Source organism: Agrobacterium sp. DE0009 (assembly GCF_007680755.1).
Taxonomy (GTDB): Bacteria; Pseudomonadota; Alphaproteobacteria; order Rhizobiales; family Rhizobiaceae; genus Agrobacterium; species Agrobacterium tumefaciens_B.
Genome location: NZ_VEIU01000001.1, coordinates 1,391,120 through 1,413,110, shown reverse-complemented (window position 1 = coordinate 1,413,110; position 21,991 = coordinate 1,391,120). Strand labels below are relative to the sequence as shown.

Annotated in this window: 23 protein-coding genes; 15 read left to right on the top strand and 8 right to left on the bottom strand. The window is 58.7% G+C overall.

Annotated elements, in window-relative coordinates; translation table 11 throughout:
* Positions 1-5: 5 nt before the first annotated feature.
* The 8 genes from flgG to FS804_RS07125 all read right to left on the bottom strand — a co-directional run bounded on the left by flgG (position 6) and on the right by FS804_RS07125 (position 5,784).
* Complete coding sequence (gene flgG, locus FS804_RS07160) at positions 6-794, bottom strand: flagellar basal-body rod protein FlgG (RefSeq protein ID WP_063949698.1); 789 nt, start codon at positions 792-794, stop codon at positions 6-8.
* 18 nt (positions 795-812) lie between these two features.
* Positions 813-1,148 carry a flagellar hook-basal body complex protein FliE gene (locus FS804_RS07155; protein ID WP_144575861.1) on the bottom strand — a complete coding sequence of 112 codons (336 nt, stop codon included), beginning with the start codon at positions 1,146-1,148 and terminating at the stop codon, positions 813-815.
* Entirely contained in the window at positions 1,145-1,564 is a 420-nt protein-coding gene (gene flgC, locus FS804_RS07150) for a flagellar basal body rod protein FlgC (RefSeq protein ID WP_063949700.1), read from the bottom strand. The genes FS804_RS07155 and flgC overlap by 4 nt, the downstream gene beginning before the upstream one ends.
* Before the next feature lie 3 nt (positions 1,565-1,567).
* Positions 1,568-1,960: a flagellar basal body rod protein FlgB gene (flgB, locus tag FS804_RS07145; protein WP_144575859.1), complete on the bottom strand. Its 393-nt coding sequence runs from the start codon at positions 1,958-1,960 to the stop codon at positions 1,568-1,570.
* Between the two features lie 322 nt (positions 1,961-2,282).
* The gene (locus tag FS804_RS07140) at positions 2,283-2,846 is read right to left on the bottom strand and encodes a hypothetical protein (protein WP_144575857.1); all 564 of its coding nucleotides are present in this window, start codon (positions 2,844-2,846) and stop codon (positions 2,283-2,285) included.
* Positions 2,847-2,850: 4 nt separating this feature from the next.
* Complete coding sequence (fliI, locus tag FS804_RS07135; protein ID WP_077224843.1) at positions 2,851-4,257, bottom strand: flagellar protein export ATPase FliI; 1,407 nt, start codon at positions 4,255-4,257, stop codon at positions 2,851-2,853.
* Positions 4,258-4,268: 11 nt separating this feature from the next.
* Complete coding sequence (gene flgF / locus FS804_RS07130) at positions 4,269-5,003, bottom strand: flagellar basal-body rod protein FlgF (protein WP_063949703.1); 735 nt, start codon at positions 5,001-5,003, stop codon at positions 4,269-4,271.
* Between the two features lies 1 nt (position 5,004).
* Positions 5,005-5,784, bottom strand: a complete 780-nt coding sequence (locus FS804_RS07125) for a DUF1217 domain-containing protein (protein WP_144576358.1) — start codon at positions 5,782-5,784, stop codon at positions 5,005-5,007.
* Positions 5,785-5,969: 185 nt separating this feature from the next.
* Here FS804_RS07125 and motA point away from each other — a divergent pair, with 185 nt between their 5' ends.
* The 15 genes from motA to flgK all read left to right on the top strand — a co-directional run bounded on the left by motA (position 5,970) and on the right by flgK (position 21,991).
* A complete protein-coding gene (gene motA / locus FS804_RS07120; RefSeq protein ID WP_063949705.1) occupies positions 5,970-6,842 on the top strand; it encodes a flagellar motor stator protein MotA in 873 nt (290 codons plus the stop codon).
* A complete protein-coding gene (locus FS804_RS07115; protein WP_063949706.1) occupies positions 6,839-7,798 on the top strand; it encodes a FliM/FliN family flagellar motor switch protein in 960 nt (319 codons plus the stop codon). The genes motA and FS804_RS07115 overlap by 4 nt, the downstream gene beginning before the upstream one ends.
* A gap of 64 nt (positions 7,799-7,862) precedes the next feature.
* A complete protein-coding gene (gene fliN, locus FS804_RS07110) occupies positions 7,863-8,402 on the top strand; it encodes a flagellar motor switch protein FliN (protein WP_063949707.1) in 540 nt (179 codons plus the stop codon).
* A gap of 27 nt (positions 8,403-8,429) precedes the next feature.
* A complete protein-coding gene (gene fliG / locus FS804_RS07105) occupies positions 8,430-9,473 on the top strand; it encodes a flagellar motor switch protein FliG (RefSeq protein WP_063949708.1) in 1,044 nt (347 codons plus the stop codon).
* Between the two features lie 125 nt (positions 9,474-9,598).
* Positions 9,599-10,681 (top strand): flagellar biosynthesis protein FlhB, encoded by a 1,083-nt coding sequence (gene flhB / locus FS804_RS07100; protein WP_144575855.1) that lies wholly within the window; start codon positions 9,599-9,601, stop codon positions 10,679-10,681.
* A gap of 5 nt (positions 10,682-10,686) precedes the next feature.
* Positions 10,687-11,124, top strand: coding sequence for a hypothetical protein (locus FS804_RS07095; RefSeq protein WP_063949710.1), 438 nt, complete (start codon positions 10,687-10,689; stop codon positions 11,122-11,124).
* Between the two features lie 303 nt (positions 11,125-11,427).
* Entirely contained in the window at positions 11,428-12,720 is a 1,293-nt protein-coding gene (locus tag FS804_RS07085; RefSeq protein WP_144575853.1) for a flagellin, read from the top strand.
* Positions 12,721-13,028: 308 nt separating this feature from the next.
* Positions 13,029-13,685 carry a hypothetical protein gene (locus tag FS804_RS07080; protein ID WP_144575850.1) on the top strand — a complete coding sequence of 219 codons (657 nt, stop codon included), beginning with the start codon at positions 13,029-13,031 and terminating at the stop codon, positions 13,683-13,685.
* On the top strand, positions 13,682-15,013 hold the full coding sequence (locus tag FS804_RS07075; RefSeq protein WP_063949713.1) for a MotB family protein: 1,332 nt from the start codon (positions 13,682-13,684) through the stop codon (positions 15,011-15,013). The genes FS804_RS07080 and FS804_RS07075 overlap by 4 nt, the downstream gene beginning before the upstream one ends.
* Positions 15,010-16,287 carry a chemotaxis protein MotC gene (gene motC / locus FS804_RS07070; RefSeq protein ID WP_144575848.1) on the top strand — a complete coding sequence of 426 codons (1,278 nt, stop codon included), beginning with the start codon at positions 15,010-15,012 and terminating at the stop codon, positions 16,285-16,287. The genes FS804_RS07075 and motC overlap by 4 nt, the downstream gene beginning before the upstream one ends.
* Positions 16,284-17,639 (top strand): flagellar hook-length control protein FliK, encoded by a 1,356-nt coding sequence (locus FS804_RS07065; RefSeq protein WP_144575846.1) that lies wholly within the window; start codon positions 16,284-16,286, stop codon positions 17,637-17,639. The genes motC and FS804_RS07065 overlap by 4 nt, the downstream gene beginning before the upstream one ends.
* The gene (locus FS804_RS07060; protein WP_186376690.1) at positions 17,587-18,153 is read left to right on the top strand and encodes a lytic transglycosylase domain-containing protein; all 567 of its coding nucleotides are present in this window, start codon (positions 17,587-17,589) and stop codon (positions 18,151-18,153) included. Before FS804_RS07065 ends, FS804_RS07060 begins: the two co-directional genes overlap by 53 nt.
* A 281-nt stretch (positions 18,154-18,434) precedes the next feature.
* On the top strand, positions 18,435-19,106 hold the full coding sequence (locus FS804_RS07055) for a response regulator transcription factor (RefSeq protein ID WP_063949717.1): 672 nt from the start codon (positions 18,435-18,437) through the stop codon (positions 19,104-19,106).
* Positions 19,107-19,212: 106 nt separating this feature from the next.
* The gene (locus tag FS804_RS07050; RefSeq protein WP_144575844.1) at positions 19,213-20,490 is read left to right on the top strand and encodes a flagellar hook protein FlgE; all 1,278 of its coding nucleotides are present in this window, start codon (positions 19,213-19,215) and stop codon (positions 20,488-20,490) included.
* A gap of 22 nt (positions 20,491-20,512) precedes the next feature.
* Entirely contained in the window at positions 20,513-21,991 is a 1,479-nt protein-coding gene (gene flgK / locus FS804_RS07045) for a flagellar hook-associated protein FlgK (protein WP_144575842.1), read from the top strand.

Sequence of the window (21,991 nt, the reverse complement as noted above, 5' to 3'; positions counted from 1 at the left end):
CGTTCTTACTTCAGGTTCTTGCTGACAATCGAAGCCATTTCGTCAGCTGTGGTGATGACCTTGGAATTCATCTCATAGGCGCGCTGCGCCGTGATGAGGTCGGTGATTTCCTTGACGGCATCGACGTTCGAGCCTTCGAGATAGGACTGCTTGATGTAGCCGTAGCTCGGATCGTCGGGCACGCCGACGACCGCATCGCCCGACGCCGGCGTCTGGGCGAAGAGGTTGTCGCCGAGCGGCTTCAGGCCGGCTTCGTTGGCGAAATTGGCGATGGTGAGCTGGCCGAGTTCGGTGAAGTCGGTAGCGTTGCCGATGCGAGCCGTCACCTGACCCGTGCGGGTTACGGTAATATCCTGTGCGTCGGTCGGGATGTTGATGTTCGGGATGACGTTATAGCCGTCGACCGTCACCAGATTGCCGTTGGCATTCTTGTTGAAGGAGCCGGCGCGGCTGTAGAGCGTCGAACCGTCCGCCGCCTCGATCTGAAACCAGCCCTGTCCGATGATCGCGACATCGAGCTTGTTGCCGGTTTCGATCAGATTGCCCTGGGTGTGGATGTTGCGCACCGCAGAAGTCTGAACGCCGAGGCCGATATTCGCGCCCTCAGGTACGATCGCCTGGTTGGCGCGGTTGGGCACGCCCTGCATGCGCTCGGTCTGGTAGAGAAGATCGGTGAACTCCGCCCGCGCGCGCTTGTAACCAGTGGTGTTGATGTTGGCGATGTTGTTGGCGATGACTTCCAGATTGGTCTGCTGGGCGTCCATACCGGTGGCAGCGATGGCAAGAGCTCTCATGTCAATATTCCTGCTGGGCTAGATCTGCATCTTGGTAATGTCGAGATAGGCCGACACGATCTTGTCTCGGAGCGCGATGGCGGTCTGTAGCGATTGTTCTGCCGACAGCATGGCATCGACGACTTCACGCGTATTCGCCTTGCCCTGAATGCCTTCGAACGAAGCCACTTCGGCCTTTTTGAGGTTGTTCATCGCGTCGACGGAGATGTTGCTGAGAACGCTTGCGAAGCTCTGGCCGGTCTGCTGGGCTGGCGTCGTCTGCTCGCTGCCGAAAATATTGTCGGTGAGCGAGGAAACGCTGCCGGCGCCGCGCGTCAGCGAAAGGGAGCCGAGTTGTTTGATGCCGTCGATCATTGCGATGCCTTCAGAAGGTCGATGGTGGAAGCGACGAGGTCGCGTGTCTGGCGGATGACCTGAAGATTGGCGTCGTATGTGCGGTTTGCCTCGCGCATATCGGCCATTTCGATCAGGATGTTGACGTTCGGCATCTTCACCATGCCGTTGCTGTCGGCGGCCGGGTTGCCGGGATCGTATTCATGGGCGAAATCACCGCGGTCGACGCCGAGCTTCTTCACGGTCACGCGCTCCACGCCGCTCACGCGGTCGAGCTCTGAACCGAAAGTGACGGTCTTGCGGCGATAAGGGTCTGCGCCGGGGGTATCTCCAGTCGATCTTGCGTTGGCGATGTTTTCGGAGACGATGCGCAGTCGGGTGGACTGAACTTCCAGGCCGCTGCCCGCGATCTTGCTCGCCGCACTCAAGGGATCCATGGTTTACCTCTTAACCGTCATCAGCATCATGCGATGGAAGGATTTGACGAGATTGGCGTTCAGGTCGTACTGCCGCTTGATCTCGCCCGTCTTGGTCATTTCTTCCGCAAGAGCGACCGAATTGCCGGATTCCTGCATGCCGATCTCGTTGTTGACCGGGTTGTCGCGCACGGCGATGTTGTCGCTGAGCGTGCTTTCGCCGAAGTGGGCCGGATTGGTTCTCGCCATGCCGACCTGCTGGCTGGTGGCCTGCATCACCGCCTCGAAGGGGCTGACGTCCTTGGCGCGGAACTTGGGCGTATTGGCATTGGCGATGTTGGTCGCCACGACTTCCTGGCGCACGCTCAGCCATTCCGCTTGGCGGGATGCCAGTTCGAACAGTTGAATCGGTTGCATATACTTCTCCATCTCGTATGGCCCGAACCTACGGGGCTAATCTTGCGTCAGACTTGCGAGGAGAGATGAGGCGGGGCGAGAAGCCGAAAAGCGCTGATTGAAGTCGATTGAAATATCAAAAGGCGTGTCCGATACCAGACACGCCCTGAAGCATTGCAACAGATGAAAACCATGCCGAAGTCATCTCCGGACCAGAGGATCCATAAGCCACTGAAATTAATGTATCTTCGAGATAAGCCCGAGGATGACCGACTTGGGCCAAGAGTTTTCGCCAAGCCTTGAGTGCGCGCCCGAAGACGTCTGTAAGCCCGGTAGACGACGGCTATTTTTCCGGACGATAAGTCTTCCCGGAAGACGTTTCTATCAGCCACTCGCCGTCGCGCTGCTCGATCTTCGTCAGTAAGGCGTTGTCCGGCAGTGTCGATCCGACCCTGACCATATACATGCCGGATCCGTCCTCGATCAGCGCCCGGCCATTGGAAACGTGCAACAGGCGGAAGGACGTCTGGCCGGGGAAGGGCTGCTCCTCGACCCCGGCAGCCAGATCGTTCTGCTTTTCCTTGCCGCCCGCATTGACGGTCGCCGTCGTCAGCATGTCGGGCAGCTCCGCCGGCGGCGGGGTGTCTTCCTTGTTGCGGTTGGTCATGGCCATGGGCGAGACGCTGAAGACTTCCCGCGGGCCGGTATGGGGCAGATCGCGGGTGCGGTCGCCGCCTGCCACCTTCAGCCCAAACTTTTCCTCGTTGAAGAAGACATACCAGGGAAAGAAGGCTGCTGCGGCGGCGAGCGTGATGCCGGTCCAGGCGAGAAGGCGGTCCGGCGTGAAGAAGGCGGGCTTCGTGATCGCGCCGTCGTCGCGGCCATCCTTGTTCCGTTTTTTCGTCACGGCGTCAGCCTCTCATTCTCGGGGTTACCTGCGGCTGACCGTTCTGCGCGCCGTTCCGCAGGGCGGTGGCGAGATCAGCATAGGCATCCTGTGCCGCCGGTTCGCTCGGCAGCTGCTTCAGTGTTTCGTAGATGATCGGAACCTGCTTCACGGCCATGTCGAGATCGGGATCGGTGCCCGGCCGGTATCCGCCGATGAGGCGCAGGTCGCGGGTCTCCTCGAAGCGATGGACCAGCGCCTTGAGGCGCGAGACCAGCTTCTCCTGATCCGGCGTCCAGGCTTTTTTGGCGAGACGCGAAATAGAGGCGAGCGGATTGATCGGCGGATAACGGCCTTCCTCGGCGAGGCTGCGGTCGAGCACGATATGGCCATCGAGAATACCGCGGGTCGAATCGGCAATCGGATCATTGTGATTGTCACCATCGACCAGAATGGAAACGATGGCGGTGATGGTGCCGGTGCCTTCGGCGCCCGGGCCTGCCCGCTCCAGAAGACGCGGCAGCTCGGTGAAAACAGAAGCGGGATAACCGCGCGCCACCGGCGGCTCGCCGGAAGCGACCGCCACTTCGCGGATGGCGTGGGCAAAGCGCGTCACGCTGTCGATGATGAGAAGAACGTTGTCGCCCTGATCGCGGAAATGCTCGGCGATGGTCACCGCGGAAAGGGGCGCCATCTTGCGCAGCATCGGGCTTTCATCGCTCGTTGCGACAACGGCAATCGACTTGCTCATGTTCTCGCCCATCGTATCTTCGATGAACTCACGCACCTCGCGTCCGCGCTCGCCGACCAGCGCGATCACCACCTTGTCGAAGGCATCGGCCTTTGCAAGCATGGAAAGCAGGGTGGATTTGCCGACGCCCGAGCCGGCAAAGATGCCCAGGCGCTGGCCGAGGCACAGCGGCGAGAAAATATCGATAGCGCGGACACCCGTCTTGAATGGCGTCTCAACGCGCTTGCGCGTCATCGAAGGGGGTGCGTTGTTGGAGATCGAACGGCGTTCGATGCCGGGCGCGAGCGGTCCCTGGCCGTCGATCGGCTCGCCGAGCGCGTTGATGGTGCGGCCGCACCAGCTGTCGTCGGGCGCGACGCGGAAAGCGCCCTTGCGGATGACGGTGTCGTGAATGCCGATCGGTTCGCCAGGCTCGATGGGGCAGACGTAACAGATATCCGGCTCCACGCGCACGACTTCGCCGAGGTGAATGCCGGTCGCGCTGCGGTGGGCGACAAATTCTCCAAGCCGCACATGCCGTGAAAGGCCCGAAACCGTGTAGTGCCCGGCGGCGATGGTGCGGACATGGCCACCATGCGCCACCGAAAATTCCGGATCGGCATAATGTGCCGCCAGTCCCGCCAGCTGCGCGAGCTTCGGCGAAATGGCGTCAGCCGAGAGCATGGATTCCGGCATTGTCATTCGTCAGTTCCTTAACGCGCGCCGCCGAGCGTCTTGATGCCCTCACCGAAGGTCGATTCCGTATCGCGCATCAGCGAGGAAATGCTTTCAAAGGCTCGGTTGACCTGGATGAGCTGCGTCATCTGAGAAATGCCGTTGACGTTGGACTGCTCAAGATAGCCCTGAACGACGCCGACTTCATGATTGTTGACCACCGGAACCGGTTGGGCGACCGGCTTCACACCACTATTGGGGTGCCGCAGGAAACCTTGAGAAAAATCCGCCTGGAAAATGCCAAGCGAAGCGACGGTAGCGTCATTCTGTCGGATTGCTCCATCAAGGCCGACGGTGATCGGGCCGCCATTCGGATTAAGGCGGATCGGACCGCCGCCGGCGTCGAGGACGGGATAACCGCTGGACGAGATCAGCGCACCATCTGGACGCATGGTGAAGCGGCCGTCACGGGTGAGGATCTGGCCATCGGGCGTATCCAGCGAGAACCAGGCGTCGCCCTTGATCGCGAAATCGAAGGAATTGCCGGTCTGCTCGAAAGCGCCCTGACGGGTGGAGAGATAGTCGTTGCCCTGCGATACGAAAGCGACCTTGGCGTTCATGTCATTGTGGTTCTTGGCGATCATCTCGTCGAATTTAACTTCGGAGCCGCGAAAGCCGACCGTGTTCACATTCGCCATATTGTCGGAAATGGTGGTGAGACGGCGCTCCAGCGCGATCTGCGAGGACAGGGCGACGTATAGTCCGGATTGCATATCATTTGCCTCCGAGTTTCAGGGAGTTGATGGAGATCAGCAGGTCGGGAGAAATGCCGTAGCCGCTGGAGGAGCCGAAAACGGCCAATGGGTCGTAGGTCGTCGAGGGATTTTGCATTTCCCACATGATGGTGAAGCGCTCGAGCAACTTGCCCACCTTTTCAGGATCCTGCAGATCCTTGATGTTGATACTTTTTTCGATCAGCGCCGCCTGTTTTTCGATATCGGACGCGGCAACGGCGTCGGGCAGGTTGAACGTCGTGCGGAACACCTGCGCCAGCGCATCATCGGCAAGGAAATCGAACCCCGATTTGATCGTTGGCGCCTTGCGCTCGAAATAGAGAGCGAGACGGACGCCGTTATTTTCGTCGCCCGCTTCCTGTTCCAACGTCTGGCGTGCGTATTTGCTGATAACGCCCGATTTTGCGGCTTCCATGGAGGTGGCCGCCGCACCGAGGCCCGCGAAATCCAGTGATTTTGCAAGATCGGCGTAACGGCTGTCGGACAGCTTGTTGGCGAAGGCGTTCTTGTCGCTCGTGCCTTCGGTCAGCACCTTGCGGATAAAGGCCTTCGCGTAGGCCATATCTTCAAGGCCGTGGGCTTTCAGCGCATAATTGTAAAGACGTGTATCGGCCATGAAATCGTCGATGGATTTCACGTTGCCGATCTTTGAGCGGTAATACTCGGTCTCGCGCGCCACGTCTGGCTGCGTCGACACCCGCTCCAGCGATTTGCCGATATCCTGACTGATCAGTCTGTAACTGGTGTAGGTGGAAGTCACTGAACCGCCGCTCTGGTTTGATCCCGTTCTCAAGGCGCACGTCCGCCTTTGTCGACATCATGCATCGGTTTGCTTGTGCGAAACTGGCTGCAGAAGGAGAGGGGCTCGGGGCTGGCCGACAGGTTCACGCAAGCCACATTTTCTAGACAGAGCGCCATGGAACACTGTTCGAGCGTGGTCGATCAATGAATATTGTAATTGGACTTATAATCACCTTCGGCTGCATCATCGGCGGCTATATGGCGATGGGCGGTCATCTCAACGTGCTGGTTCAGCCGTTCGAATTGATGATCATCGGCGGCGCCGGCCTTGGCGGCTTCATCATGGCAAACCCCATGAAGGTCGTGAAGGACTCAGGCAAGGCGCTCGGCGAGGCGTTCAAGCACTCGGTCCCGAAGGAGCGCAACTATCTCGACGTGCTCGGCGTGCTGTATTCGCTGATGCGCGACCTGCGCACAAAGTCGCGCAACGAGATCGAAGCGCATATCGACAATCCCGATGAGTCCTCCATCTTCCAGAGCGCGCCGTCGGTCCTGAAGAACAAGGAACTGACGTCGTTCATCTGTGATTATGTCCGCCTCATCATCATCGGCAATGCCCGCAGCCACGAAATCGAGGCGCTGATGGACGAGGAAATCGAGACCATCCTTCACGACAAGCTGAAGCCTTACCACGCTATTACGACCATGGGCGACTCCTTCCCCGCCATCGGTATCGTCGCGGCGGTTCTCGGCGTCATCAAAGCCATGGGCAAGATCAACGAATCGCCGGAGGTTCTCGGCGGCCTGATTGGCGCGGCCCTCGTCGGCACCATGCTCGGCATCATCCTGTCCTATTCGATCTGCAACCCGCTGGCATCGCAGGTGAAGATCGTGCGCACCAAGCAGCACCGCCTCTATATCATCGTCAAGCAGACGCTGATCGCCTACATGAACGGCTCGGTGCCGCAGGTTGCGTTGGAATACGGTCGCAAGACCATCTCCAACTACGAACGGCCGTCAATTGACGCCGTCGAGCAGGAGATGATGAACCCCGGCGGCGAAAACAAGGCGGCATGACCATGGCAAAAGCTGCAGCGCAGAAAGCTCCCGCCATCGACACGGCCTTGCTTGCAAAACTCACGGGCGGGCTCACCGACCGCAAGACGATCGCCAAGATCGGGCATGATATCGGCCATCTCTACAGCGAATTCCTGCCCGATATCTTCCACAGCGAAACGGGCATAGCGATCGAAGTCGAGTATATCGGGTCCGAATCGGGCTTGATGACGGATCTCATCGCCAATGTCGGGGATAATGTTGCGGTTGCCGATTGTTCGTTGCGCAACTGGTGCCCCAATTTCATGATGACTGTTGGCAATGGCTTCGTCATTGCACTCATGGAGCGCATGCTCGGCGCGGCTCCTGACAGTATCGGCGAGCCGGATGAGCGCAGCCTTTCCCATATCGAGCTCGATCTGGCGGCCATGGTCCTTGGCCGCATCGGGGGTGTGCTACGGTCCGGTGTCAACGCCCCGGGCGGATTTGAGGCAACCATCGATCCGCCTTTCAATTCCAACGGCAAAAGCGCCTTCGATGAGATGATCGCCGGCGTTTATGGCGTGACCATCCGCATGAAAATCGATATCGGCAAGGTGTCGTCGGAATTCTCGCTGATCGTACCGCAGCGTCCCCTGCTCAAGACCTCCATCGTCGCTCCCAAAGCTTCTGCTCAGGCCTTGAAGAAGCAGGAAGAATGGATGGAGATGATCTCTGAACAGGTCAAGCGATCGCAGGTCACGCTGGAGGCACGCATCAAGCTCGAGACGCTGACACTGCGCACGATCTCGAAACTGGTGGCCGGCGATGTCATTCCGTTTCAGGCCATGACCCAGGACGATATCGGTGTTGAGGTCAGCGCCAACGGCTCCAAGCTCTATAATTGCGAATTCGGCAAGTCTGGCGACCGCTACATGGTTCGGGTCAAGAACAATGTCAGCACGGACGACGAGATATTACGACATTTGATGGGTTAAAATCCTGACCGACCTTTCGGGGTTTGGGCAGGCTGACGCAAGTTTCAAAGGGAATAATCAGCGCATGGCTACGAAGAAAACACCCCTGACCGATGATGCGGCGTTGCCGTCGTTCGAAGACGGCGGCGACCTCGACCAGGCTATCGGCGATCTGCGTGGCGTCCTCAAGACGGATGCGGAAGGTTCGCTCTCCGATTTCGGCGACTTTGGCGATTTCGGGGGCACGGACGAGGTTTCGACGGACACGGACCTTTCCGCCTTCGGTGGCGGAGCGGCCGATTTTGCGATGGACGATTTTGCTGCCGCCCCGCAGGTTGCGGGCGTCAAGGCACCGCTTGGCAGCGGCCTGTCGGAAAACATGGAAATGATCATGGACATTCCGATTGATGTCCAGATCGTTCTCGGCACCAGCAGAATGCTCGTTTCGGGGCTGATGAGCCTTGAGGAGGGCGCAACGATCGCGCTTGACCGCAAGATTGGCGAGCCGGTCGAAATCATGGTGAATGGCCGCCGTATTGCGCGCGGTGAAATAACGGTTTTGGAAGACGACGATACGCGCTTCGGCGTAAAATTGATTGAAGTATTAAGTACGAGAAAAGCCTGATCCCTGTGGGGACGGAGAGGAAAGACCATGATGGACTTCGAGGATTTCGGTAATCCCCTTGCGGGCAAGCCGTTGTCTCAGGCCGACAAGGCGGCCGCGGTGCTGCTTGCCATGGGCAAGGGTGTCGCCGGCAAGCTGCTGAAATTTTTCACGCAGCACGAATTGCAGATGATCATTTCCTCGGCGCAGACGCTCCGGGTCATTCCGCCGGACGAACTTGCGCAGATCGTGGCGGAGTTTGAAGACTTGTTCACCGAAGGCACGGGCCTGATGGACAATGCCAAGGCAATCGAGAGCATTCTCGAAGAGGGCCTGACCCCTGAAGAGGTGGACAGCCTTCTCGGTCGCCGCGCGGCGTTCCAGGCCTATGAAGCATCGATCTGGGACCGCCTCCAGGAAGCCGAGCCAGAATTCGTCAGCAAGTTCCTGTTGCGCGAGCATCCGCAGACCATCGCCTATATTCTTTCCATGCTGCCCTCATCCTTCGGCGCCAAGGTTCTCCTGACCATTCCGGAAGAACAGCGCGCCGATATCATGAACCGCACCGTCAACATGAAGGAAGTCAGCCCGACGGCTGCGCAGATCATCGAGAAGCGTGTGGTCAATCTCATCACTGAAATCGAGGCCGAACGGAATGCCGGCGGTTCCACCAAGGTTGCGGATCTGATGAACGAACTGGAGAAGCCGCAGGTGGATACATTGCTGAGCTCGCTCGAGACGCTCAGCAAGGAAGCGGCCAACAAGGTCAAGCCAAAGATCTTCCTGTTCGACGATCTCATGTTCATGCCGCAGCGCAGCCGCGTCCTGCTGCTCAACGATGTTTCGGCCGATGTTCTGACGATGGCACTGCGTGGCGCCACGATGGAAATCAAGGAATGTGTGCTCTCCAGCATCAGCCCGCGCCAACGCCGCATGATCGAATCGGACCTCGCGGTTCCGCAGGCCTCGCTCAACACCCGCGAAGTGGCCATCGCCCGCCGCGCGGTGGCGCAGGAAGCAATCCGGCTGGCAAATTCCGGCCAGATCCAGCTGAAAGAAGCAGCGACCGAGGAGCAGTCGGCCGCAGCGTGAGCGGAAGCCGGTTGATAACCGGGCTTAACCGCGGAGCCGGCCATTGCGATGGCCGGTCCAGGGCGCTAGTTTCGGGATGACGGCCTGCCGGGAGCGGCGGGCCTTTTTTATTTCGGGAACGTGCCTTGGCAGACGATCAGGACAAGGACAGTAAAACAGAAGACCCGACGGAGAAAAAACTCCGTGATGCGGCGGAAAAGGGCAATCTGCCCTTTTCACGCGAGGTGCCGATTTTCGCCTCGTCACTTGCCTTCTACTGTTATCTTGTTTTTTTCCTGCCGGACGGCGCCGGCCGTCTCGGCGTCACGCTCAAAGACCTTTTCGGCCAGCCTGAGCAGTGGAACCTCAGCACCAGGCCGGATGCGCTGTCGCTGCTTTATTTTCTCGGAACGTCGATGGCCTATCTGCTGATGCCGGCGATGCTAATGTTCATCGTCTTCGGGCTGGCATCGTCGTTTCTCCAGAACCTGCCGTCGCCCGTGCTGGAAAGGGTGCGGCCGCAGTGGTCGCGCGTCTCGCCCGCGAAAGGCTTCACGCGTATCTACAGCAAGCAGGGTTTCGTCGAATTCGGAAAATCCATTTTCAAGATCATGATCGTTGCGGTCATCATGTTCTTCGCCTTGCGGGGTGACTTTTACAGCCTCATCGATCTGATGTTTTCCGATCCGCAGGTTATTTTCGTAAGAGTGATCGAGATCGTCAAGAAGATGATGGTCGTCATCCTGCTTTCAACCGCCTTGCTCGCCGCCGTCGACGTTCTGTGGACGCGCCATCACTGGTTTAGCCAGCTGAAAATGACGAAGCATGAGGTGAAGGAAGAATATAAGCAGTCGCAGGGCGACCCCGTGGTGAAATCACGCCAGCGTTCGATTGCCCGCGACCGTGCGCGCCGCCGTATGATCAACAATGTGCCGCGCGCAACGCTGGTCATTGCCAACCCCACTCACTTCGCGGTGGCGCTTCGTTATGTTCGTGAAGAAGGTGACGCCCCTGTCGTTGTCGCCAAGGGTCAGGACCTTATTGCATTGAAAATCCGCGAGATTGCGGAAGAGAACAATATCCCCGTTTTTGAGGACCCTCCGCTTGCACGCTCCATGTTTGCGCAAGTCTCGGTAGATAGTGTGATTCCACCAGTCTTTTACAAGGCTGTGGCTGAGCTCGTTCACCGGGTTTACGCCATGAAGTCATCGAAAATACGGGTTCAATAAAACCAATGAAAAAATCCGCCTATTCCGAACAGCGGGAAATGATCGTCGCAGAGGCGATCAACCCGATCGCCACCGAACTTCGATTGCTAGACCCGGCCGACCTGATCTCACTGCTCCGATTCGAGTGCTACGGCAGTATCGCCGACCTCGTTTCTTCCGCTGCCGAGCTTTATTATCATCCCGGCACAATCAATTTCGGTGCTGGCGGCGAATATAAGCTTGAATGGGAAGGTGCCCCGGAGATCGTTCTCGATCTTGAGCTGAAGCCGAAGGGCGCGACGGTTTATGCGCAGTTGACGCTGGCCAATCAGCACGCGGCGATCGAGATCAATCATGTCTCGTTTCAGAACCCTTCGGAAAACCCGGATGAAAACACCGAGTTTCTCCGCAGAAGCCTGACGGCCGCCCGATTCGTGTCTGCTCAGCAGGACGAAGCGGCGTAAACGGCCCCACACTTAAAGCACCCCTTCATCTCCGTTGTGCCCTTTGAATCAGGGGCGCAGCGGTTTTTCCGTTGCGAATGAAGCCGAGCTTGCCCCAAGCCTGCCGGTTTGTGCGAAAGCTGGCTGCGGGAGGGACGAACGCCTTGCAAATCAACCCTGATGTTTGTTACCAATCGCGTTAACGATTTGTTAACGAACGGCAGGTCGCGATGGCCCTTTCGTCATCGCCGATGCGCATGATGCTTCTGCTCGTTGTCGGCACCGCGCCGGATTTTTTCTGAAATTTTCAGTTGGGTGGACCCCATGACCAGCATTTTGACCAATGCGGCGGCGATGGCCGCGCTGCAGACATTGCGCATGATCGACAAGAACCTCGAGACAACGCAGGCGCGCGTTTCATCCGGCTACCGCGTCGAAACCGCGGCCGATAACGCCGCCTACTGGTCCATTTCAACGACGATGCGGTCAGACAATACGGCCCTCTCCGCCGTGCAGGACGCCTTGGGTCTTGGCGCCGCCAAGGTCGATACCGCCTATGACGCGCTGGAGAGCACGATCGAGGTCGTTAAGAAGATCAAGGCCAAGCTGGTCGCTGCCTACGGTGTGGGCGCTGACCGCAGCAAAATCCAGGACGAAATCAAGCAGTTGCAGGAACAGCTGAAGAGTACGTCCGAGTCAGCCTCCTTCTCCGGTGAAAACTGGCTGCAGGCCAGCATCAGCAATGGCGGCACGCCGCCGGTGGAAGAATCGATCACGAAAAAAGTCGTCGCCTCCTTCACCCGCACGGGCGCAGGCAATGTCGGCGTCACCACGGTTGATTATGTGCTCGACGGCAGCACCGTGCTGTTCGATCTCAGCGGCGGAAAGCTTGGCATTCTCGACAAGAACGCGGTTTTCGTCAGCAAGACGGAGAGCGAAGTTACCCAGACTTCGACCACCGCGGGCAAGGCGACGAATGCCGGCTATGTCGTCGAGAAGCTCAGCGACGCACAGATCGGCGCGCTCAACGCCGGGGCGGCCGATACCAACACCGATCCGAATGTCTACAGCGCCGGGGGCGTCAATTATCTTCGTCTCGCCGAGAACGCCTGGGTGAAGGTGACGGCGACCAACCCGTCTGCCGGTGCCACCACCGTTTCTCCCGCCTATCGTGATACCAGCGCCACCGACTGGTTTTATGACCTCGCGGGCGCGCCGACGGCCGCCAGCCGCTCACTCGCCTTTTCTGTATCCACGCTCGATCTCGGCAAGCTTGATGTGGTCGCCGCGGCGATGGGTGGTTTTGCCGGCGGCGGTACGACCTATACCGATGCCGACGCGATCGACATGATGATGTCTTTTGTTGATGGACAGCTCGAGGCGATGACGAGTACGGCCTCCAGCCTCGGTTCGTTGCAGAGCCGCATCAGCATGCAGGACAATTTTGTGTCCAGCCTGATGGATGTAATCGACAAGGGCATTGGCCGTCTTGTCGATGCTGACATGAACGAGGAATCGACGAGGCTGAAAGCGTTGCAGACGCAGCAGCAGCTCGGCATCCAGGCGCTCTCCATCGCCAATGCCAACGCGGAAAATATCCTCCAGCTCTTCAAGTAACGGCTTCGGCCGGCGTTGGTTCGCCGGGATGATCGGCACAGGCTTGCCGTTCAAGCCCGCCTTCATCCTCGCACAAGTTTGAACACCTAACGTCGGTCGATATGAGCGGATCGCATGGCGCGATCTGCCGGAAACGTGGACGAGACGGGCAGGGTAGCAAGGATGACGGTAATGCCGCCAAACGGCTTAGAGCATTTCCAGACGACGGAGATCGCGGTTTTCCCTCCGGGAAGGCCGCGAGGCCTCAGCGATTCGCGTTACCAGGAAACCAGCTCTGCTCGCATTTCCCTTTTTGTTGGGGGGCAGGCATGAGCGCGTCCATTGCACGGTTTTTGAAAGATTTCGGCGAAACAAAACCGCAGCTGCCGGCACCTGCCTTCGGCGACGTGTTCACCGACACAGACCTGATGTCGGGCTTTGCCGATAGTTCTTCCGGTTTTGCCGATCTTGGCCCCGTCGACATCGAGAGCGAGAAACAGGCAGCGTATGAGCGCGGCCGCGCCGACGCGACGCGCGAGCTCACCGAAAAGATGCAGGCCGAGCGCGAGGAGCTGCTTGCCGCGCATGCGGCAGAGTTGGAAGACCTGCGCACTGTCTATCTCGAAGAGACGGCTATTTTTCTGTCTCGCGGCCTGCGTGAGGGCATCGATGCGATCGCCGCCAATCTGAGCGACCAGGCCGCCGCCATTCTCGCCCCGCTTTTGACGGAAAAACTCTCGCTAAAGGCGGTTTCCGCGCTTGCAGATGTCGTGCGCGCCGCCATGCCCGATGGCAAGGCCGTCACACTCGTCGTGAAGGGTCCGAAAACTCTGTTCGACCAGTTGAAGACCCAGCCGGGCTTTGAAGAAGAAACGATGAAATTTACCGAAACGACCGATATCGATCTTTCCGTCGAGTTGGATGAAAGCGTGTTCGTGACGCGCATGTCCGCCTGGGCGTCCAGTCTTCGCAAGGTGATGAAATGAGTGAAGGCGAAAATCACCACCACGGCAAGAACGAGATCATCATCGTCAAGCGCCACAAGGGCGGGCACGACGGCGCCCATGGGGGTGCCTGGAAGATCGCCTATGCCGACTTCATGACGGCGATGATGGCGTTCTTCCTCGTCATGTGGCTGGTTAACGCCGCCAACGAGGAAACCAAGGCCTCGGTCGCGAGCTACTTCAACCCTATCAAGCTTTCCGACGAAAAACCCTCGTCCAAGGGGCTCGAAAAGCCTGTCGATAAGGAAGAGGGCGTCGAGAAAAAGGACAAGTCGAATATCAAGGCGGAGAATGTCACCAAGGGCTCTGCCGCCGCGACTGGCGAAGACCTGACGTCACAGACGGGCGAGCAGTCGAATTTTTCCGAGGCTGACTTTTTTCAGAACCCCTATTCCGTGCTGGCGGAAATCGCCCAGCAGGTGGGCCAGCAGGCCAATGTCAGCGCCAAGGGCGAGGGCGGCGCTGCCGATTCCGGCCCGGCGACGGGCGCAAGCGGCGGCGAAGCCTATCGTGATCCTTTCGACCCGGATTTCTGGACCCAGCAGGTGAAGATCACCCGCTCCGACCAGAAGCAGGTTCCGGTGGAAACCACCCAGGCTGCAGAGGCAAAACAGCAGGATGTGGCGGCCAGGAACGATGAAAAGAGCGTTGAGACGGTCGCGCTGGCGCAGGCCGATACCGCTGTCGACAAGGCGGCGAGCGACAAGCCTGCGACTGGCAAGACGGATGACAGCAAGCCTGCCGAGATCGCGGCCGTGGTGCCCCAGCAACGACCGGACGCCACCGAGCAGGCAGCCCTTGCCAGACCCGCTCCGGACGAGCCGAGCAAGGCCAGCGATGCCGAATGGGACAAGGCCGACAAGCTGCGCGAAGAAATCGAGAAGCAGATATCGGGCATCACCGGCAAGCTTTCCGAAGGTCTGGTGGTGACGCCGTCCGAAGGTGGATTGCTGCTGACCATTTCCGACCAGACGGAAACGCCGATGTTCAATATTGGGTCGGCCGTTCCCCGGCGGGAAATGGTTCTGGCCATGGAGAAAATCGGCAAGCTGCTGCAGGAGCGCGGTGGCAGCGTCGTGATCCGGGGCCATACCGACGGGCGGCAGTTCAAGGGCGAGGCCAACGACAATTGGCGCCTCTCGATGGATCGCGCGCACAGCGCCTATTACATGCTGGTGCGCGGCGGGCTTTCGGAAGAGCGGGTGAAGCAGGTCTCAGGTTTCGCTGACCGCAGATTGCAGGTGCCGGCAGACCCGCTGGCGGATGCAAACCGCCGCATCGAAATTCTGCTTGAGGCTGATCGGGGGTGAGTGTGACGAAAACCTCGAAACGCTGGCTTCTTCTTGCGGCGACGCTTTGCGGTCTCGGTTCCGAGCCGAGCAAGGCGTTTTCGCAGTCGCAGGACAATCTCATGCCCTATGCCATGCTGCGCTCCCTGCAATTCGTGCAGGACTCGGTGGCGATGGGTGACCATTCTGCATCCGAAATGCAGCGGTTCCTGCTGCAGACCATCGATGAGCGGCTGAGAAGCGCCCCCTCGGCCATCTTCAAGGATCCACGCAATGTGGATGCGGCGCTGATCTATGCGATGAGCGGTGGCAATCCGGCCACGCTGGAATTGCTGGTCGCGCGTGACGTGGACGGCAATTTCGACAGCCGCGTGGCCGACATTCTGCGTAAATATCTCTCCGGCAAGGGAACACTTGTCGCGCAGAGCATCGCGGCCATGGTGCCTGAATATCGCGGCAAGCGGATCGGTGCTTATCTGGCCCTGATCGGCGGCAACGTCACGATCCCGCGCGATCCGCTGGCTGCACTCGGCTTTTATGATATCGCCCGGCTGGAAGCGCCGGGCACGATCGTCGAAGAAGCGGCATTGCGTCGTTCGCTCGCCATTGCGGTGGAAGACGGCGATGCTGCGCGTGGCGTCAATTATGCCCAGCGTTATGCCCGACGGTTCCTGCATTCGCCTTATGCCAGCCAGTTTGCAGATCTTCTGGTCTCGCTTGTCGTCAAGCGCGCCGATGCCATTGGCGAGGAGGCGATCCAGGATACCTTCGCCATGATGGATACCGAAAGACAGAAGGAAGCTTACCTGCGCCTTTCCCGTCTCGCGGCAATCAGCGGTAAGGATTCCCTGGCGCGGATGGCGGCCCTCAAAGCCAAGGCGCTGTCCCCCACGCAGCCGGGTGAGCCGGAAGTGCAGGCAAATCTCTATGAAAGCCTGTCGAATATCGGAACACCCGACGTGGTGAGCGCGATAGAGACAATAGGACAAATTCCGGACGAGCAGCTTTCGGATCGGGACAGGGCATTGCGGGAGGCCGCAAGGGCCATTGCAGAACAGGTGGTACGCCCGCCTTCGCCCCACTCCGGGACAGGCGGAGACAGCGCCACCGTTAAAGACACAGGGCGCAATGCGCCCGAAAACAAGGCGACCGCTGCCGAGACCAAAAGCATATGGCGGGTCGAAACCCAGAAGGTTGACGATCACAGCGAGGATGTCCGGCAGCTCGTGACGAGCGGTCGCAGCAAGCTCGATGAAATCGACAGCCTGTTGAAGAAAGGCGAGGGGGCACCATGATCGACGCAGCCATCAACGCGGTAGTGAATGCGCCACCACCATCCGATCCGCGCGCGGGCAACGTCCGGGATGACGCAAATGGCGGCAGCTTTGGCGATGCTCTTTCCAACGTCCGTGACGACCGCCAGCCACAGGCACTGCATTCGCGCCACCAGCAGGATGAAAACCCGGCTGAAGAGCAGCAGGCACAGCCTGAAGGGGAGGCGGAGAAGATGGATGTTCCGGTGAAACGGCCCTCGACGTTCCTGAATGCGCTCGTCAACGATCATGTTGGCGAAGGGCGTGCCAATGAGACATTGGCCGAGTTCCAAAGCGCCGTGAAGACGCTGGGGAAACCCGAGAACACTAAACCCGGTAAGAAAATCCGCGACGATGAGCACAAGGACGCCGAGAAAACGGCCGATGTGATCGATCCGAAGCTAGCTGCCCTGCAACTGGTCGCGGCCAATGCGGCCGATGTGGCGACAGCCAAGACGCCGCTTGAGGAAATCGCCCAGGCGATTGCCGGAAAGGCCGATACGGTCAAGGCCGACAAGGCCGAACCCGTGCGCAGCAAGGTGGAACATTCGGTCAAGGACATGCCGAGCCGGATTGATCCGACCGCTAAAGATGCAGGATCGGCATCGGAAAACGAAGGCAATTCCTCGGCATTCCGTTTCTCATCACCACGCTCCGGCGCGCCCCGCGCGCTTGATATGGGCACGGTGCAGCGTGAAGGCCGCGTCGAATTCGATGCGCGGGAAAGCGGCGGCAAGGCCGCCGATACGATAACGGTCCTCGATTCACGGCGTTTCATTGGCCTTGCGCCCTCAACAAATGCCTCGGCCCTGACCGGCCTGATCGCCAATGATCCCGAATGGGTGAGCGCGATGCATCCGGGTTCGTCGCTCTCCAACGCCGCGGCCCAGAGCAGCACCGGCCAGGTGGTTCATACCCTGAAGCTGCATATGACGCCGATCGAGCTAGGATCGGTGACGATGTCCTTGCGCCTTGCCGGCGACGAGCTTGCCGTACACATGACGGTGGAGAGTGTCGCAGCCTATAAAAAGCTCCAGGACGACAGCAAGAGCATCCTCGAGGGCCTCAAGGCGCAGGGTTTGACCGTCGATACCATCACGATCAGCATCGCTTCTTCTGACAAGAGTGACCAAACGGGCACACAGGGCAACAATCAGCAAAATCAGCAGGCGCAGCAACAAGGCCAGCAAGCAGCGGCCGGGCGCAACCGTGACGAGTCCGGCGCACGCGACGGCCGGCAGGGCAATGGCAATAATTTGGGGGTGCATAATGAAGGCATGGATGGCGCTCTTGGCTCTGCCCGCTCTTCTGCTGACAATGGCGTCTACCTCTGAGAAGGCATCGGCTTCGGCAACCTCAGGCGTATGTGAAAGAGAGATCCAGTCGGCGGCGCGCAAATATGGCGTGCCGGAGGGAATTCTCTATTCGGTGGGGCTCACAGAGACCGGCCGCAAGGGCCGGCTTGACCCAAATGCGATGAATATCGAAGGAAAACCGGTATTTGCCGCCTCGACCGAGGAAGCTTTGATGACTTTTGAGGCGGCAAAACGCAGCGGCGCCAAGCTCATCGACCTCGGTTGCATGCAGATAAATCACTATTTCCACGGCGAAAATTTCACTTCCGCGCGGGAAATGTTCGATCCGCGCCGCAATGTGGAATATGCCGCCATGTTCCTGCGCAACCTCCACAACAGGCATGAAACCTGGACGATGGCCGTCGCGCGCTATCACGCGGGCCCGAACAACGACCCGGCACAGAAGAAATATGTCTGCCGTGTCATCGCCAATCTCGTGGCGACCGGTTACGGAAAATGGACCTCGAACGCGAAAAATTTCTGCGACGCATAACAACCTGAAATTGCTTCTTTGAAGTCAAAGACTCGCAAACGGAAATGTGGCGAGAGAGAGCCCGAAAAAAGGCGGATCAAGCGTTTTTCGCATTTTCGAAAATTTTTGCACAAAAATTTTGTACCATATATGGTTAACAACCACTATATGTAGATCAAATCGGCACATAATAGTTAATCAATTATTAATAACTATCGATGATTTCCTACAGTTGTGACGGAATTCGCCGATTCGTACCAATGCCTCATTGGAAAACACCACACTGATTCGGAGGCGGACGAATGATCGTAGTGGTTGATGAGCGCGAGCTCGTTAAAGACGGCTATACATCTCTATTTGGGCGTGAGGGCATTCCCTCGACCGGGTTTGATCCGGTCGAATTCGGGGAATGGGTCACGACGGCGGCGGAAAGCGATTTGGCAGCTGTGGAAGCCTTCCTGATCGGCCAGGGCGACCGGAGCTTCTCATTGCCGAAGGCGATCAGGGATCGCACGACGGCACCGGTGATTGCGGTGAGCGACCAGCCATCGCTGGAGGCGACGCTCGCATTATTCGACAGCGGCGTCGACGATGTCGTGCGCAAGCCTGTCCACCCCCGTGAAATCCTCGCACGTGCGGCGGCTATCCGCCGCCGGCTGCAGGTTATCTCGAATTTCACCGACGCCGGACCGATCCGGGTCTTCTCCGATGGACGTGACCCGGAAGTCGGCGGCGAAGTTTTTCCCCTGCCGCGCCGCGAGCGCCGCATCCTTGAATATTTGATCGCCAATCGCGGACGCCGCGTTTCCAAGGCGCAGATTTTCAATGCCATCTACGGCATCTTCGATGACGACGTCGAAGAAAACGTCGTGGAAAGCCACATCAGCAAGCTTCGCAAGAAGCTGCGCAAGAAACTCGGCTACGATCCGGTCGATTCCAAGCGCTTCCTCGGCTACAGCATTGATTGGCAATGATTTTCATTGACCCGCGTGGTCCTTTTTCAAACGCGGTATTTCAGACAGCTTCACGCAAGCCAAACGCTTTACCTTCTTCTTGAAAGATGACCACGAGGGTTTTTGAATGAGTATTTTCGGCACTATGCGAACCGGCGTGTCCGGCATGAATGCACAGGCGAACAAGCTGGGCACCGTGGGCGACAACATCGCCAACGCAAGCACCACCGGCTACAAGCGCGCATCGACGTCGTTCTCCTCGCTCGTTCTGCCCTCCTCGTCGGGCAGCTACGCTTCCGGCGGTGTGCAGTCCAACGTTCGCTACAGCATTTCGGAGCAGGGCAACCTCTCCTACACCACGTCGAGCACGGACCTTGCCATTCAGGGCAACGGCTTCTTCGTGGTTCAGGATGGATCGGGCACGCCTTATCTGACGCGCGCCGGCTCCTTCCAGAAGAACTCGGAAGGCTACCTGGAAAACGCTGCGGGCTTCCAGCTGATGGGTTACCCCTACGGTTCCAACCCCCCTGCTGCCGTCGTAAACGGTTTCACGGGTCTTGAAGCCATCAATGTCAACAATTTCGGCCTGACGGCATCGCCCTCGACGCAGGGCAGCTTCCCGGCCAATCTTAATCGCGATGACAAGGCCGCGACGGCACCGCTTCCAAGCGGCAACACTGCGACTGCGGCATTCGGCAACAAGACGTCGTTGACGGCATTCGACAGCGGCGGCGCAAAGGTGCTTTACGATTTCTACTATACCAAGACAGGCGACAACACCTGGGAAGTAGCGGTTTATCGTCAGGATCAGTCGACGAATGGCGGTTTCCCGTATACGGCAACGCCTGCCGCTAACCTTGTCCAGACAAAGGTGGATCTGGAATTCGATCCTGTCACCAATAAGCTGACCACCGCGTCTCCGAAATCGATCGTCATCAACGATCAGGTGAGCGGTGTGCCGCAGGCGGTCAATATCGACCTGTCGCAGATGACGCAGTTTTCGGCGAAGTTCACGCCCGGCACAGCCGTTCTGAATGGTAACGGCCCGAGCCAGATCAAGGACGTCGAAATCGGTAAGGACGGTGTCGTGACGGCGGTCTATCAGGATGGCGGTCGCCGCAACATCTACCAGCTGGCGCTGGCAACCGTGCCGAGCGTCGACAATCTGAGCCCGCAGAACGGCAACGTCTATCTGCCGAGCAACGAGTCGGGTGTCGTCACCATCGGTTTTGCCCAGACGGGTAGCTTCGGCTACATCCAGAAGGGCGCGCTCGAAGGCTCGAACGTCGATATCGCCAGCGAACTCACCGACATGATTGAATCCCAGCGCATCTACACAGCGAATTCGAAGGTCTTCCAGACCGGATCGGATTTGATGGACGTCCTGATCAATCTGAAGAGATAGTAATTCCTACGGGGACAGATGAATGTCGCTCACGTCAGCAATGAATACTGCGCAGTCGATTTTCAATAACACAGGTAAGCAGACCGACGTTACTTCGAAAAACATTGCCAATGTCGGTAATGCGAACTACGTCAAGCGTACCGCCATTCTCGGCACGACCATGGCTGGAGCGAGTATCGTCTCCAACGGTCGTGCCCAGAATGAAAGTCTTCTCAGGCAGACGATTTCCAGTTCCTCTCTCGCCACCGGGCAGAGCGCCGTGCTGAGCGGCCTGGAGGAGATGAAGAGCGTTTTCGGCGGCAACAATTACGAGAGTTCGCCAGCCAACTACATGAAGGAATTGCTCAAAAGCCTCGACGGTTATGCCGCGAAGCCGAGTGATGCCGCTTTGGCCGCAACGGCCGTCACCTCCGCGACGGATGTCGCCAGCTCCCTGAACAAGGCCTCAAGCGAATTGCAGGCGATGCGTCTGCGCGCCGATAAGGAAATGGCCCTTCAGGTCGACAAGCTGAACGGTTTGCTCGCAAAATTCGAGGAAGCCAATAACGAGGTCAAGGCACAGACCGCGATCGGCGGCGACCCAAGCGACGCTCTCGACCAGCGCGAGACGCTTCTCAAGGACATTTCCTCGATCATCGGCATCAATGTCGTGAACCGGCCCAACAATGATGTGGCGCTTTACACGACCGATGGGGCGACGCTCTTCGAAATCGTGCCGCGCAAGGTGACGTTCAACGTCCAGCCGGGCTACGACGCGACGACCACCGGCAATGCCATTTACGTCGATGGCGTTGCGCTCAAGGCCGCCACCGGTGCCAACACCACGGCCGCCGGCTCGCTTCAGGGCCTGATGCAGGTCCGTGACGATCTGGCGCCGACAATGCAGAGCCAGCTTGACGAAATCGCCCGCGGTCTCATCACCATGTTCGCTGAAAAGCCGGCGGATGCGACGAGCGGCCTGCCGAACATGCCCGGCCTCTTCACCTATGGCTCGCCTCTGGCGACGACCATTCCGGCAGACGGAATTGTCTCTCCCGGGCTCGCAGCCAGCATTACCGTCAACCCGGCGTTAATTATCTCCAAAGGTGGCAATCCGGAATTGTTGCGTGACGGCGGCATCAACGGTACCGATTATGTGATCAATACAGCAACGTCGGGTGGAACCGGTTTCTCCACGCTGATCCGCAGCTATGTCACTGCTTTCGACGCGCCCATGAATTTTGCCGCGTCGACACGTATCGATACGAATACCAGCATCCTGAAATACGGCACCAACTCGATGGGGTGGCTGGAGCAGGAGCGTTCCGGCGCAACTTCGGCAAACGAAGCAAAAAGCGCGCTTTATGAGCGCTCCGCCACCTCCTACTCGAACAATACGGCGGTCAGCCTGGATGAGGAGCTCTCGTTGCTCATGGACATCGAGCAATCCTACAAGGCCGCCACGAAACTCGTGACCACAGTCGACGAAATGCTCAAGTCGCTGATGGACATGGTGAGGTAA